The organism is Lysobacter gummosus (genome assembly GCF_001442805.1).
GTDB lineage: Bacteria > Pseudomonadota > Gammaproteobacteria > Xanthomonadales > Xanthomonadaceae > Lysobacter > Lysobacter gummosus.
Map to the genome: position 1 here is coordinate 5,358,772 of NZ_CP011131.1, position 15,049 is coordinate 5,373,820.

Annotated in this window: 10 protein-coding genes; 1 reads left to right on the top strand and 9 read right to left on the bottom strand. The window is 63.3% G+C overall.

The window, feature by feature from the left end; translation table 11 throughout:
• Window positions 1-18 precede the first annotated feature (18 nt).
• From LG3211_RS21800 to LG3211_RS26025, 5 genes are read right to left on the bottom strand one after another with little or no spacing between them, the layout of a single operon-like run.
• Window positions 19-2,079 carry a phage tail sheath C-terminal domain-containing protein gene (locus tag LG3211_RS21800; RefSeq protein ID WP_083512740.1) on the bottom strand — a complete coding sequence of 687 codons (2,061 nt, stop codon included), beginning with the start codon at window positions 2,077-2,079 and terminating at the stop codon, window positions 19-21.
• Window positions 2,080-2,082: 3 nt separating this feature from the next.
• Window positions 2,083-3,564, bottom strand: a complete 1,482-nt coding sequence (locus tag LG3211_RS21805) for a phage tail sheath family protein (protein ID WP_083512741.1) — start codon at window positions 3,562-3,564, stop codon at window positions 2,083-2,085.
• A gap of 3 nt (window positions 3,565-3,567) precedes the next feature.
• A complete protein-coding gene (locus tag LG3211_RS21810; protein WP_057944669.1) occupies window positions 3,568-4,941 on the bottom strand; it encodes a hypothetical protein in 1,374 nt (457 codons plus the stop codon).
• Window positions 4,938-5,540, bottom strand: coding sequence for a Pvc16 family protein (locus LG3211_RS21815; RefSeq protein ID WP_057944670.1), 603 nt, complete (start codon window positions 5,538-5,540; stop codon window positions 4,938-4,940). The genes LG3211_RS21810 and LG3211_RS21815 overlap by 4 nt, the downstream gene beginning before the upstream one ends.
• Window positions 5,537-5,815 carry a hypothetical protein gene (locus tag LG3211_RS26025; RefSeq protein WP_148649074.1) on the bottom strand — a complete coding sequence of 93 codons (279 nt, stop codon included), beginning with the start codon at window positions 5,813-5,815 and terminating at the stop codon, window positions 5,537-5,539. The genes LG3211_RS21815 and LG3211_RS26025 overlap by 4 nt, the downstream gene beginning before the upstream one ends.
• A 237-nt stretch (window positions 5,816-6,052) precedes the next feature.
• On the opposite strand from LG3211_RS26025, the gene LG3211_RS27580 reads away from it, so the two are divergent.
• On the top strand, window positions 6,053-6,274 hold the full coding sequence (locus LG3211_RS27580; RefSeq protein ID WP_057944672.1) for a transposase: 222 nt from the start codon (window positions 6,053-6,055) through the stop codon (window positions 6,272-6,274).
• A gap of 110 nt (window positions 6,275-6,384) precedes the next feature.
• On the opposite strand, the gene LG3211_RS21830 is transcribed toward LG3211_RS27580, so the two are convergent.
• The 4 genes from LG3211_RS21830 to LG3211_RS21845 all read right to left on the bottom strand — a co-directional run bounded on the left by LG3211_RS21830 (window position 6,385) and on the right by LG3211_RS21845 (window position 15,027).
• Window positions 6,385-7,347 (bottom strand): sigma 54-interacting transcriptional regulator, encoded by a 963-nt coding sequence (locus tag LG3211_RS21830; RefSeq protein ID WP_057944673.1) that lies wholly within the window; start codon window positions 7,345-7,347, stop codon window positions 6,385-6,387.
• 1,079 nt (window positions 7,348-8,426) lie between these two features.
• Window positions 8,427-10,031 carry a GH39 family glycosyl hydrolase gene (locus LG3211_RS21835; RefSeq protein WP_083512742.1) on the bottom strand — a complete coding sequence of 535 codons (1,605 nt, stop codon included), beginning with the start codon at window positions 10,029-10,031 and terminating at the stop codon, window positions 8,427-8,429.
• A 74-nt stretch (window positions 10,032-10,105) separates the two neighbouring features.
• On the bottom strand, window positions 10,106-12,049 hold the full coding sequence (locus LG3211_RS21840) for a glycoside hydrolase family 97 protein (protein WP_222837542.1): 1,944 nt from the start codon (window positions 12,047-12,049) through the stop codon (window positions 10,106-10,108).
• Window positions 12,046-15,027 carry a glycoside hydrolase family 31 protein gene (locus LG3211_RS21845; protein WP_083512743.1) on the bottom strand — a complete coding sequence of 994 codons (2,982 nt, stop codon included), beginning with the start codon at window positions 15,025-15,027 and terminating at the stop codon, window positions 12,046-12,048. Before LG3211_RS21845 ends, LG3211_RS21840 begins: the two co-directional genes overlap by 4 nt.
• Window positions 15,028-15,049: the final 22 nt, after the last annotated feature.

Genomic DNA, 15,049 nt, shown 5'->3' on the forward strand with positions numbered 1-15,049 from the left:
GTCTCCTTGAGGCGTGGGTTAGGAGGTCTGCATCTTGTGCGCGAAGCGCAGCACGATGAATTCGGCCGGGCGAACCACCGCCATGCCGACCTCGACGATCATTCGGCCCTCGAGGATGTCTTGGGCCGTCATGGTCTCGCCCAGGCCGATCTTGACGAAGAAGGCCTGTTGCGGAACCGCGCCGGCGAGCGCGCCCTGGCGCCACTGCACGGTGAGGAAGTTCTCCACCATGGCGCGCACGCGCACCCAGGTGCTGCGGTCGTTGGGTTCGAATACGAAGACCTCGGTGGCCTTCTTGATCGATTCTTCGGCCATGTTGAAAAAACGGCGCACGGGCACGTAGCGCCACTCGTTGTCATTGCCGGCCAGCGTGCGTGCGCCCCAGACCAGCGAGCCCTTGCCGGTGAACGTGCGGATGGCGTTGATGCTCTTGCCGGTGCTGGAGACGTTGAGATCCTCCTGCGCCTGGTCGTTGATCTTCACCGCCACGCCGCTGATGTCGGCCAGCGAGACGTTGGCCGGCGCCTTCCATACGCCGCGCATGCGATCCACCGCCGCATAGACACCGGCCACCGCACCTGAAGGCGGCTGCAGAGTCATTACGCGGTTCACCTGTTCGAGGATGTTGGCGAACACCGGATGCTTCTCGAACAACCGGTTCTGCGCCTCGTCGGCCAGGAACTCCACACTGGTGAAGATGGCGAGAAAGGCGGCCGCGGGTGGATCGAATAGCCGGCGCAGCGCCGAGGCCGCGTTCAACGCCGTAGTGCGCACGGAGGCATCGGTGAACACGTCGGCACTGGCCGCAATGGCGGTCGCGTTGGCGTTGGGCGCGATCCATGGCGTGCCGTTGAGCGCGGCGTAGTCAGCTGCCACGTCGCCAACCAGACGCGTGGTCGAGATGGAACTCATGACGCCTGCATTTTTCTCGTAGGCGATCAGCGCCGAGATGCCTGCTACGAGCTCAGTGTTATTGCTCAGATCGGTCACCGCCAGATTCACCGCGGCGGGTAGCGACGGCGCCGCGGTCTGCAGCGCGCGCAGCGCCAGCACCACGGCGCGCGCCAGGATCACCAGGTTGGCGAATCGCTGGCGTATGGTGGCCACCGGGGTCGCGGCCGCGGTTTGCCGCAGCAGGTCGAGGAAGTTCGCGTAATGCGCGCTGAGCTGGCCGATGTTCGCGCGGGTGAGCGTGAGCGCGTTCGGCCCGGTCATGGCCGAGGTGTTCACCGTGCCCACTACGGTATTCACCGCGGTGTCGGCCGCTCGCGCCGAGATCACCAGACCGTCGATCGCCGCGTCGCCGGTCAAGGTATTGACGGCCGCCTCAGTGAGGGCAACCAGCGCCGGGTTCACCAGATTGAGCTGGCGGAAATCCACGTCCGGCCGATAGATGGTCCGCACCCAGGGGTAGTAAGCCGCGCCGTAACGCAGCGACGACATGCCCACGTTCTGACGGAAGTCGCCGATGGGATCCAACGCCAGCGAGGATGGCTGGTCGCCCTGCACCAGATCCATGACGACGAAGCGGTCCTGCAGCTTCTCGCATTGCGCCAGTGCCGCGACTTGCAACGAACCCATCTCGACGGCGCTGAGCGAGACGCCATCGGGGAACACCAGAAGCGTAGGATCGTCCACCGCTTCGACACGCGACAATCCACCGAGCAGGCCGGCCGGGGTGGTGGTATCGCCGAGCGCCGGAGCGTCGGTATACGACCCCACAGAAACGACATAGCAGGGACCTCCGCCGTTGGCGTAGTAATGCCGCAGGGCGGTAGCCAGGTAATAACGCCGCTCGGCGTCGGCCGCGTTGCGCGGCGATACCGCACCGACCGAATTGCCGGCGGCGGTATCGACCACGACGCGGTAGCTGGCAGGGGTGAAATCGCCGCCGTAGAACTGCTGGTACTCGAGCAGCGAGCGGATGCGTGTGGGCACGAAACGCACGTCGTTGCCGGCTGCGTTTTCCGCGCGTTCGCTGTAGCCGATAAACACGGGGACGGCGGTTTCCACCGCCACCACGGAAGGCGCCAGCGTGGAGATTTCCTCCACATAAACACCGGGGGTCTTGTACGCCATGGATCAGGACTCCTGCATTTTGTGCGAGAAACGCAGCACCACGAATTCGGCCGGCCTTACCACCGCCATGCCGATCTCGACGTTCATGCGGCCTTCGAGAATGTCCTGCGCGGTCATGGTCGATCCCAGGCCGACATTCACGTAGAACGCGTCATTGGGCTTGGCGCCGGCCAGCGCGCCGTCGCGCCACTGGATGATCAGGAAGTTCTCGATCATCGCCTTGACCTTGGCCCAGGTGCCCGCGGCGTTGGGCTCGAACACGAAGGCCTCGGTGGTCTTACGCGTCGACTCCTCGACCATGTTGAAGAAGCGACGCACCGACACGTAGCGCCATTCGTTGTCGTTGCCGGCCAACGTGCGCGCGCCCCAGATAAGAAAGCCCTTGCCGCTGAACGCACGCAACGCGTTGATAGTCTTGCCGCTCGGCTCGACGTTCATGTTGTCGTTGAGGTCTTGGTCGATGCGCACGCTGAGGTCGAATACCGAGGCCAGGCTCTCGTTAGCCGGCGACTTCCACACCCCGCGTGTCCGGTCCACCGTGGCGTAGATGCCGACCACGGCCGCGGCAGGCGGCAAGGTGACGGCGAACCGCGCCAACTCGTTGCGCGCGTTGCCGTAGATCAGCGGGTTGGAATCCGGTGAACCGGTCTTGAGCGCCGCCAGCGTCATGCCGTTGTGCGGGCTGGGCCTCGTCACCGTGCCGTCGTCGTTGCGGCGCGCGACTTGGGTGACCGTGATGGTGGACTCGTCCCAATTCCACGCCATGGTGGTTCGGATGTACGGGTGATACGCCGCGCCGTACTTCAGATTGCGCGTGCCGATGCCGTTGCGGAACGCCGTGATGCCGTCGCTGCCGGGTTGGTCGCCATCCCACAGATCGCAGACCAGGAAGCGGTCCCCCAGCCTGGCGCACTGGTTCAGAGCCTGCACCAGCACCGAGTGATATGCGGCCCGCGTGGCGGCGAGATTGGCGGCGATCTCCGCGGGATTCGCGCCCGCTGCGGGGCGCATCCCGCTTAGATCGGGGAAGACGATGAGCGTGGGCTCATCCTCACGCGCCAATGCTTCCAGTCCCGCGATATGCGCATTAACGATATCGCTGGTCACCGCGCTGGCGGCGTAAGTTCCCACGCTCACGATGTAGCAGCGACCGCCGCCGTTGTCGTAGAAGTGACGGAGCGCGTATGCCAGGCGGAACCGTGCATTCGCTCCCTGCCCCGGATCGGCCACGGGCGTCGCCACGTTGCCGTCCTCGTCCAGGGCGATGACGAAACCTCCGATCTCCGAAGCGAGGCCGAAGATCTCCTGGAATTCCAGCAGCGAATTCACCGCCACGGGACGGTTGAGAAGATTGGTGCCCTTGTACTGCGCATTACGCGTGTAACCAAAAAAAGCCGGGATCGCGGTTTCGACCGGCACCACGGACGGAGGAAATTTCGATTCCTCCACGATGTACACGCCCGGCGTTCTCAGATTAAGAGCCATGGGTTACGGTCCTACGGTTAGGTTCGGCAGATGGGTTTCAGAAAACCACTCGGCGTTCTGGCGCCGCAAGCAGTTAGCCTCGGGTGCAGGAAGCAGGATCTCTTCCGAAACGGGTGTCGCCGAGACGTCGGCCTGCAAGTACGATCCCGCGCCGAAGCGCGACAGCGGACGCGCGTTGGCGGTAACGAGAACACGCGGGTCCGCGCCTTCATGCGCGACGTCCGCGCCCGCGCCGACCGCCTGCGCCGCGGGAAAGATGTAGCGCCAACGTGTCGAACGATTGAGGAAACGCAGCGTGTAGCGCGGCGAGCGCAGCGCGCCGGCTCCGTCGAGCAGCGCGTAGTCGGCAGTGCCGCGATCGATCTCGATCACGCCGAATGCGGCCGCCGAGCGCGCGTCGGCTGCGATGAAGATGGATGTCGTATGACCTGGAAACAGCGTATCCGCGTCGTCCAGAAGTTCGAGGCGATAGGTACCCGATGGCAGCGTACGCAGATCGACCTGTACTTGGCTCAACAGGCCCTGCTCCGCCGAAAAGTTCTGCTCGGAAGCCGGTGTCGCTGCGCCGGCACGCGTCACACGCACGGTGGCGCGCGGCAAGGCGGCCGCGGTGATGTCGAACGTCGCGAACGCGAAGTCGGCGCGCATCGCATCCGAGACACTGGCGTACTGGTTGCCGAGCAACGTGCCTGGCTGCCATTCCGCCGCATTGGTCAGATCGGTCCCCGGCGTATCCACGAGCGCGCGGTATACGCGGTTCGCAGCAAGAACCATCGCCCCGGATTGATAGGTTGCGCTGGCGCTGAAGGTGTCGGCCGGAATTCGGCGCCAGTCCGCCACAACCGGCGTCGCGGCCGGCCCGGTGTCGCGCAGCGCGAGAAACAGATCGAACGTCGAACCCGCAGCCTGAGAGTACACATCGCCGGCGACATACCGGCTCGTCGCATCGAACACCCGGATCGGCCGCGAGAGGTTGCTGACGCCGGCCACGCGATTTTGTGCGTCGTTGCCAAAACGATAGAAGCGCGAAGGCTGCCCGAGCTCGGTGTAGTTTGCGAACCGCGCATTACGCACACGCAGCAGAAAGGCCAGTCTGAAGGTATCGTCAGGTGCGATTATCGGCTGCGGCGGTGTCGAGGCGTCAACCTGCGCGGCGACGAGGAATCCCGTGCGTGTAGCGCGGAATAGCAGCTTGTGGCCCGCTAATGTTGCGATCGTGGCCGCGTCGGGCTCGATCTCGAAAACCTCGGCAACCGAGTACAACGCCGCCAGCGAAGACCGATCCGCGTCCGACTGCGCTTCGAGTACGACCTCGCCACGACTCAGGAAATAGTCGTGCGCGATGTCGACTTCGAACAATGTCCGGTAGCGGATCATGCCGTCGCATCCCGGCTCAAGACGTCGATCTCACGGATGATGCCGCCGCCCGTCAGCACACGGTCGTCCGAGATCGTCACCAGACGTCCGCGGTATAGAACAGAAACGCCCTGCTTGGCCCCAAGAAATCCCCAGAGGTGATTGACCTCCTCGAACTTTGGCGAGAGTAAATCCATCGTCAGCGAGAACTCCGCGATCGGCGGCTGAGGCAGCGCTCCGGGTGAATTCGCCAAGGTGAACTGTTGCTTGCCCTGAAAGAACGTAAGCACCTGCGACAGCCGGCGCAACGCCGTGCCGTAGTTTCGATAGTTCGCCGTGAACAACAGGAACAGGTTCAAATGGATCGGGCGGTTACGATAGGCGACGTCGGACGAGCCGACGCTCGCGAACGACCTGCCGTTCTTTAAAGCGCGTTCCTCCTCGAGATTCACGAGCGTCAGCACGATGTGGTTCTCGAGTTCCGTCGCAACTTCCGGCCGATCGAGCTGAGCCACGTTTCCCCATACGGTTTGCACAGGCGCGCCGGGCCCGCCGCCATCCGACTGCGCTATGTAGTCGTTGAGCTGCTTGATCAGCAGTGTCATCGCCTCGACCATCATGTGTCGCGCTCCTTAGCTTCGATCTCCATTCCCGGTGCGCCGTCGGCAGTGCAACCCGAGCATCCGAACAAGGTCGTTCCGTCATTTAGACGATACGAGGTCAGCATGTTGCACTTGATGAGGTAGTCGACCGCCGCCTCGAGCACTTCGCTCTCGGCCGGCGAACGCTGGATCACGAGCCACCACGCGATTCCTTCGAGCGTGTCGCAAGCATCGGGATGGGCATCGCAATATCGTTTAATGCCAGCAGCAACCTCCTGCACCGAACGAGTCACCAGCGAATCTCCGTTCTCACTCGCTCAATACAGAGCAAGTTCCTTGCCAATGCGGGACTCGACAGAATTCTTAAGAAAATCGCGGCCTTACATTGCGAGGGTGGCAAGGCGGGTCGAAAGCCACCCGGGTCCGTGCAGGTTTCAGGGTGCGAGATGACCCAGGACAACCGTAAGCTCCCTCACCCGCCACAGCGCTGAAAGCGGAACTTTCTGGCATGTCCGCGCCAGGATGTTCCGATGAAGACTTCGAAGTTCACCGTCTCGATCCTCAAGCAGGCCGATACCGGCGTGTCGGTGATGAACATCTGCCAGCAGGCAGACATCAGTGCGGCGATGCATTTCAAGTGGAAGAGCAAATGCGGCGGGGAGAATACAAAGCACTGCGTTCCCACGACTCACTGGAGCGACCAGACGCCAAGCGAGGTACGCCAACAATCCTCCAGGTGTTCGACTTGCTAGCTGCGTACTTGACGGGGTGCTTGCGCAATGCGCGCGCGAGCGACGACGCTCAATACGTCGAACTCGGAAGAGATTTCAATCGAACAATGCCGAGCGTCGGCGCAAAACGCTTAATCTCTGACGACGTAGCCGATGCCGTAGCGTTTCAAGAGCTTGCCCATCGCGCGGCGCTCCTTGCCCGCGAGCGCCGCGGCTTGCGTCACGTTTCCGTGCGTGCGGTGGATCAGCTCGGTAAGGTAGGCCCGGTCGAACTGCTCAAGAGCATGTGCTTTGGCCAGGTGGTAGCTCGTTGCAAGGGCATCCGTTTGCAGAGGAAGCGCCGCACACCGCTCACCTAATAGCGCGCGCTGCTGATCGCTGTCATTGAATTCACTGGGCGCTCGGATTAGAAGCTCTCGACCTTCGCAGATCAGGTATTCGCGATGCACCAGGTTCTCCAACTCCCGGACGTTGCCGGGCCAATCGTAGTGGAGGAACCAGGACAGGGTATGACTGTGAAGATCTTTTTCGCACGATGCATAGCGACGAGCGAATTCACGCAAGAAGTACTTAGAAAGAAGCGGGATGTCCGCACCTCTTTCGCGTAATGGGGGGACAGTAATCGACAGAAGGTTCAGCCGATAATAGAGGTCGCGGCGAAAGTGTCCCGCCTTGACTTCATCTTCGAGGCACCCGTTGCACGCGGCGACGACGCGAACATTGGATGCTTCTTCTCGCTGACCGCCTAAGGGGCGATAGCATCCGTCTTGCAGGAAGCGGAGAAGAGAGACTTGTGCCTTCAGCGGCAGCGCATCTATTTCGTCGAGAAAGAGGGTGCCGCGATCAGCCAATCGGATGAGTCCTGCAACCTCTGCTCCTGCTCCCGTATAGGCACCAGCACGATGACCGAACAACTCATTCTCAATCAGATCCTCGGGCAAGGCACCGCAATTGACGGGCACAAACGGATAACTGGAGCGCCGCCCGAGGTAGTGCGTAGCCCTGGCAACCAATTCCTTTCCTGTCCCCGTTTCGCCTCGGATCAGTACTGTGGCATCACCGTGACGTGCCACCCTGCCCACGACCTTTATCATGTCGAGAAAGGCTTCCGACCTGCCGACGAGAGGAATGCCTAACGTACACGCTCGCTCGCATGTATCAATTGCATCTTGGACAGTGATAGACACAATGGACGTCCTTGCCTGATGGCTTCTTGACCACTCACCTATTACCTCTGAGAACCATGCAAGCGGGTATTCGCCGAGAGGACTAATACTCTGCGCCCGTTAAAATCTGAAGGCATTATCTCTGTATAAACAAGGAACTTCCGAAATACGGACTTTGGACGCCGCTCCTCGAAACGCAGCGCCTGCACACTCCGGGAGCACATTTACGGCGGCAGCGGTGTATTCAGCGTTTTTAGACACCTGTTTTTATTAACTTTCCTTGAGGGCGCTGTTACGAAATAGGACAGGCGCCTCCGTTAAGGAAGCCCTGAACAAGTCGGCCTGATCCGCGAAAATTAGCCAGAGGTCCAGGCGAGTGATGTCCATGCCGCTTCCTTCGGTGATGCGGAGTACAACGACAAGCGAAAGCGCAAGCGGACACGGCCGGAGATCTTCCTGGCCGAACTAGCTCAAGTTCGCGGGCTCGCCGGCGCAGGCACTGCACGAGAAATCTGACGATGGGCACAGCTGGGTGCTGTGGATGAAGGAATTGGTCCGTGCATGGCTTAGGCGCGGCCAGATAGATTCGAACCTCCATCCAATGACTTAGGCCTAAACGAGCGCAACGATGCCCGGCCTTACTGGGTATGCCGCCTATGGTTCCCAAAAGTGGGTTTCGGGTTTTGGCTGACCTGTTGATCGCCGAAAAACTCGCAAAAAAGTCCTCGGCTAATCCATTGATCTACACGGCGAAAAAAACGCCCCTTTGGCTCCGAGACCACAGATAGGGAGAAGAGAGAGGACTGGCTGGCGAAATTTTCGCCAAACGGCATTTTTTGTCGGCTCTCGAAAACCAAGACCTTCGCAGAAAGGCCCGGAAATAAGACGGTTTCGGAGGCCTGGCCCTGGTGAACGTCGATGCCGATACGGCAAGCACCGCGTGTCGGAGCAGATGGAGCATGCGAAGGACCCTATACAGGAATGGATAGCGTCTGGATCTCGCGCCGTCAGCGAGTACCCGACTCCGGCGTCAGCGTAACCAGCACGACATCGTTGCTGCGCATCGGAACTTCGAACGTGTATTCACTGCTGAGTCCGACCCTGATCCTGCGATCGGTCTCCGGCGCATCGCGCGTCAGGTCATGCAGCCTGTCGAGCTGGCCGTCGCTCAGGGAGGCGGGCGCTCCCATCTCGATATAGGCAGAGTACGCGTCGTTGGCACGAAACCCCGTGCGTTTGACCTGAAGCCGGTAGGACCCAGGCGTAAGATGCTTGAACGCCAGTCGCGCGGCGGATACCGGCGAAGCGGGAACGAGCTTGGTGTAGAACGGGCGATTGCTGAGGTCGCGCTGGGGATAGGTCCAGTTCCAGATCAATGCGGAAGTGTGGGCGCCATCCGTCGCCAGCAGCGATTCGGCATCGGAGGACGGAATCTCCTTGCCGCGGAGGGCATGCAGGTACTTGTAGGCGAAGAACGCCGGTTTGCGAATGCCTTCGCGATTGATCAGTCCGAAGCCGCCATGGAACGGGGTCGGCGGCGGACCCGGCTCCTCGAACAGATCGGTGTATGCCCAGTAGCTCATGCCCTGCACCAGTCCCTGCGTCGCCTTGAGTTTGCTGAGGATGTACGGCGCACTGATGTACGAATCGTGCACAGCGTCGCGTGGCGTGTAACTGGTGCTCCACTCCGTGAAGTAAAGCGGCAACGACGGGAACGGCGATGCGCTGATCTGTTGCCTGACCCTTCGCACATCGCCAACGATCGCATCAGGGGAAGGCGAAAGCTTGGTGTCGGCCTCACCTTTCTCGTCCAGGAAGCCGCCATCAACGCCATAGCTATGCGTAGCGACGAAATCGACGGGTACGCCATTCTTATGTGCGTACTGCAGGAATTCCGGAACCCATGCCGCGCCGGCGGTCGCGGGTCCGCCGACCTGCAACGTGGGGTCGATCGCCTTGATCGCTTTGGCCGTGACTTCGTAGAGCTTGAAATAGGCCTGCTGGTCGGCTCGTTCCCAGAACCCATCGAGATTCGGTTCGTTCCAGACCTCGAAATACCAGTGCCGCACTTCCGCGACCCCGTAGCGTTCGCGCAAATGGCGAACGAAGGCATCGATGAGATCGCGCCAAGGCTCCAACTTCGGATGCGACGTATTGCCCTTCCAGTAGAAGATGGTCTGCTCGGAGGTGGTCATCGCCTTGGGCGTGAACCCCAGTTCGATGAAGGGCTTGATTCCTTTCGACAGCAGGTCGTCGTAGAGCTGGTCCAGCTTGGTCCAGTCGTACACGGTACGCCCGTCAACGACCCGCACGGTGCCCAGTACATCGTGGAAGATGTCGTGGAATCGAAGGTAGCGGAAGCCAAGTTCATCGACAGCGAGCTTCAGGTGCGCTTGGCTGTCCGGTCGTATCAACGTACCCGGGAAATCCGAACCGACCGACAGATCGAAGAATCGGTCCAGCGGCCGTTCGGCTTGCGCAAGGTCGATCGTGATCTCGCGTGGAGGAGCGCTGGCGGCGTTGGCCGCACCGGGTGCGACGCCGGCGGCCGCCGCGGCCAAGGCCACCACGGGCACACCGATGCGTCGCAGATTCCACAAGAATGTTTGCATCTCATTTCTCCAATAAACCGTAACCACAATTCAGGCGAAGATCGCGCGGCAACTGCTGTCGGAAAGCATGCCGCTCATCTGTCCATCTCCAGGATCACGGCAGCGCCGCCGGCCACGGACAGGCGCAGCCCGAGCGTGTCGCGCGCGGTCACTATGCGTTCGCTGCGCCGAAGTTCGTCGGGCGCCTTGCCGTCTTCCCACACTGTGGCCTGGTAGCGCCCCCCAGGCAGGAAGTCCAGGGAAACATGCGTGGTGCGGGCCTCCTCGCCGGTCATCGCGCCCACGTACCAGGTCGAACCCGAGCGCCGCGCCAGCACGATGTCGCGCCCCGGCTCGCCGGACAGGAAGCGGGTTTCGTCCCAGGCAGTGGGCACGCGGCGGATGAATTCGAAACCGGCCGCGTCGCGATAGGCATCCGGGTCGTCGGCCACCATCTGCAGCGGGCTGTCGTAGACCACGAACATCGCCAGCGCCTGGCCGCGGGTGGTCTGGGTGAACGGCAACACGTCGCGTACTTCGAACGTCGCAGGCGTGCGATTGCGGAAACCACCCGGCGTGTAATCCATCGGACCGGTAAGCATGCGCGTGTAGGGCAGCGTCAGGTTGTGGCGCGCGGTGATGAGCGCAGTCCACTTGTTCCACTCGGCGCCCATCACCCCTTCCTGGGTGATGAAGTTCGGGTAGGTGCGCTGCAGGCCGGCAGGCATGTAGGCGCCGTGCAGATTCAGCAGCAGCCTGCGCTTGGCGGTGGCCGCCGCGATGCGCTCGTGGAAGTCGACCATTTCCTGGTCGTCGCGCTCCATGAAGTCGACCTTGATGCCGCGGATGCCCCAGCCCACCCAGGTATCCAGTACCTCGTCCATGCGCGCGGCCATATGCTTCCAGTGCGCCCACAGCAGCAGGCTGACACCCTTGGACTCGGCGTAGCGCACCAGGGCGGGCATGTCCACGCCATCGACCGGGCGGGTGAGATCGGTTTCCGGAAGCGCTTCGCAGCAAGGGCCGCTGCCCCAGGCCCAGCCGGCGTCCAGCAGCGCATACGGCAGGCCGGATTCGGCGGCGAAATCGATGTAACGGCGGAAGGCATCCATCTCGGCCGTGGCGCCCTTGCTGGGCCCGGACCACCAGTTCCAGGCCGCCCTGCCGGGCTTGACCCAGCTGAAGTCGCCCTCGGGCGGCGGGTTGAGATTGCCCACCAGCGACGAAGCGATGAGATCGCCCGCACGGCCGGCCATCATCACCACGCGCCAGGACGTCCTGAGCCCGCCGCGGGAGACATAGGCCGGTCCCTCACGCCCCGGCACGGCCGACAGGCGCACCTGCATGGCCGCGCCCTGACGCCATAGCGACGCACCCGTGTAGCCCTGCAGATAGGACTGGGTGACGGCGTAGTGCGTGCGGCCTGAAGCGGTGACACACACCAGCGGCACGTCGTAGCCCTTGTCCGTGGCCAGTTCCGAGATGCGCTGGCGCTCGAAGGGCTTTTCGTGCGAACGGTCGAACTCGGTGGCCAGGCACGACGGGTCGCCCGCCGGTACGAAGGCGGTGCGCTCGCCGGCAAGGCGCACCGGCGCCGGATCGTCGATACGGTAGCGGAACGCAACGCCATCGTCGTAGGCGCGCACGTCGATGATAAGCCGGCGCGCAGGCGCTTGCGTTTCGCGGAACGTTAGCGTGGCACCGCGGTAGCGGTCGCGCGCCACCGATGCCTTGGTCGCGATCAGCGGGATGTTGCGGTCCACCTCGGCATCTTCGCGGCGTTCGAGCACCAGCGCGCCGAATGCAGCCGCACCGTCGAGTTCCAATCCCAGCGGTGATGGGGCGATGACAGTCTCCCCCCGCCGCAGCACCGAGAATCGACTGCCGTCATCGTCGATGCGAATGACAGCATGGCCACTCGGCGATACAACCGATTGGGGGCCTGCCATCGCGGTTCCCGCCGTGACGGCCCAGCACAGCGCGGCGACCACCGCGACCAATTCCTTTTGCAGTCTCATCGAATAGCCTTCCTCTTTCATTGCGTAAAGGAAAGTTCAACCGGCTCGCCATGGAAGCGGACGGTCTTGGTCTGGACGCGGTCGCCGGGACCCGATGGCATCAGCCGTACGTTCAGCTCGCGCTGCTCGGTCATGCCGGGGAAACTGCCTTCTCGGGCGCCGATGCGCAACGTATGCTGCGCGTCGTCCCAGGCAAGCGCGACGGTGGCGTACTCGCCCTTCTCGTAGCGATAGCTCTCGCCGTCGTCGTCGTACAGCGTGAAGCGGCCATCGGCGCCGGGGTAGATGCGGATCTCGTAGGGCGCGTCCGGCTTCTCGTCGGCGTACTGGACCACCGGACCCAACGGCACGATCGAGCCGGCGCGCACGAACAACGGAAACTCGTCGATCGCATAGCGCCGCGCGGCGCTGGCACCGCCGGCATGGCGCTGGCCGGTCCAGAAGTCATACCAGTCCGTACCGGCCGGCAGCAGCGTGGCCTGCCTCGGATCGAGTCGCCGCTGGTGCTCTGCGAGAGCGATGCGTTCGCTCGGTGTGCGCCAGGCCAGCCGCATCGATCGGCCCCCACCCTTCTGGAAATAGTCGATGCGCACGCGCACCGCTTGCCCCTTGCGCAGTTCCACGCGCCCTCCGGCGAAACGCGCACCAGATTCCTTCCAGTCCTCGACGACGAGCTTGTCGTCGAGCCAGACGCGGAAGCCATCGTCGCCTTCAACGCCGATCTCGTGCTCGCCGTCCTCGGCCGCGATGATCCGGCCCTGCCAGCGCGCCGAGAAGTTCTGCAGTCCGTCCAAGCCGGGCGGCACGCTGTCCAGCGGCGGGCCGGGCCAATGGTGTTCGGCCTGCAGGTCGACGGTGCGGCTGGCGAGTTGTTCGAACTCCATGCCGCGGTAGTACTCGAGCTCCAGGCCCGGTTGAGCGTCGGGCGTGCGCAACTGCGTTGCCGGCACCGTGGGCGGCGGCGGCAGTTCGGCGTGGAACATCGGCCTGGTGATCGGCTGCACCAGGAACGCCGGACCGAACATGTAAGTGTCATCCACGCGGCGCAGTGCCGGTTGGTCCGGGAAGTCCATCGCCAGACCGCGCATCATCGTGTAGCCGTCGTGCGTGCTGGCCCAGGCCAGACTGTAGGTGTAGGGCAGCAGGCGGTAACGCAGCTCGGCGGCGCGGTGGATCGAGCGGTAGACCGCCGGCTCGAGTGCCTTGAACGCCCAGGGCTCGCGCTCGATCGAGGTGCCGTGGATGCGGTATATCGGATTGAAGATGCCAAACTGGTTCCAGCGTGCGAACAGTTCGCGGTAGGCCGGGTCGCGTTCGCCGCCGGGCGCGTTGACGAAGAAGCCGCCGACATCCTGCGTCCAGTACGGCAGGCCCGCCATCGAGACATTCAGGCCGCCGGCGATCTGCGCGCGCAGCGCGTCCCAACTGGCGGTGGTGTCGCCCGACCATGGCATTGCGGCATAGCGCTGCTGTCCGGCCCAGGCGGAACGGGTGAGCGTGAACACGCGCTTGTCGCCAAGATCGGCGCTCGCGCGCTGGCCTTCGTAGACGCCGCGCGTCGTCAGCAGGCTGTAGACGTTGAGGTAGCGCCCGAAGTCGCCCATCGCGTTGCGGCCCAGGCGCTTGATGTCAGCCTCCACTTCGGCAGGGTCGTGCGCGGCACCGCCCACCTCCACCTCGGTGCCGTCCATCCACAGCGCGTCGACGCCGATGTCGAACAGGCCCTTCTTCGCATGCTTGAAGTGGATGGCCCGGCCTTCTTCGCTGAAAGCGTCGTAGATGCGCGCCCGTTTGGAAATCCAGTGCAGTGGCTCGAAACGCAATCCCTTGGCATCGAGTTCGCCCGCCAGTGCGGTGTCGTTGCCGATCGACGGCCAGATCGACACCATCAGTCGGGTGTGCAGATCGTCGTGCAGCGTGCGCGTCATGCCAGCGGGGTCGGGATAGCGCTCTGGGTCCCAGACCATGCCGCTCCAGTTGCCATCCCACTGGCCGTCCTTCTGTCCAGCCCAGTACTGCCAGTCCTGCACGATCACGTCCAGCGGAAAGCTTTCGCGGCGAAAGCGCCGCACCACCTCCAGCAGGCGCTGCTGCGTGGCATAGCGCTCCTTGCTCATGAAGAGCCCGAACGCGTATTTCGGGAACATCGGCGCGGCACCGGTGAGGTAGCGATAGCCCGCGATCACCTCGTCCATCGTGTCGCCGGCCACTACGTAGTAATCGACGCCGGCAGGCGCGTTCTCGGCACGAAAGGCCGCGCCCTGCGGGCCGTCGGAGAACCTCATCTTCGAGTATGTGTCCCACAGCAGCCCATAGCGGCGCGTGGACACCATGAACGGCACGACGATGCCGATGTTGGTCTGCACCATCAGCACTTCGCGGCCGCGATAGTCCATGTACGGCTCGTTGTACTGGCCCAGGCCGTAGAGCGATTCGTCTGGAGTCAGCGCGAATCGCTGCTCGACGACGTAGGTCTGGGTTCCCGAGGGTTCGGTGCCCGGCGTGAGCACCGGTGCCTCCTGCTCGCGGACCAGCGGCGTGCCGTCGGGTCGTTGGAACGCGATAGTCCCGGTGCGTTTGTCGACGACAGCGCGCAGCCCGGCCCCGGCGACGATGAGTGCGTCGGCGGACTCTGCAATGTCCAGTGCCGGCGCCTGCGGCGACGCCACCACGACCAGGCTGGATTGCCGGGTATGCGATTGGCCCTTGTGCGCGGACACGCGCGCGATGCCGGGGCCGTAGAACAGCACGCTCTTGGTGATGCCGCCGGTCTGGAACTGGACGCCGCCGGCAACGCGCAGCCAGCCGAATCCGAAACGCGGCTTGATCACCAACCGTTGCAGTTGGCCGGCGGCGTCCAGCGCGCTGGGCGGTTCGGCGACGGATTGCCCGGGGGCTGATTGCTCTGCGGAGAACGCCGGTCCAGCGGTAACCAACGCGACAACCAAAAGGGACCTGAGCAGAGCGCGGCCGTGTATCAAGCTGGTCACAGTGTTCATAGGCGGGTCGATGTCCTTGCCA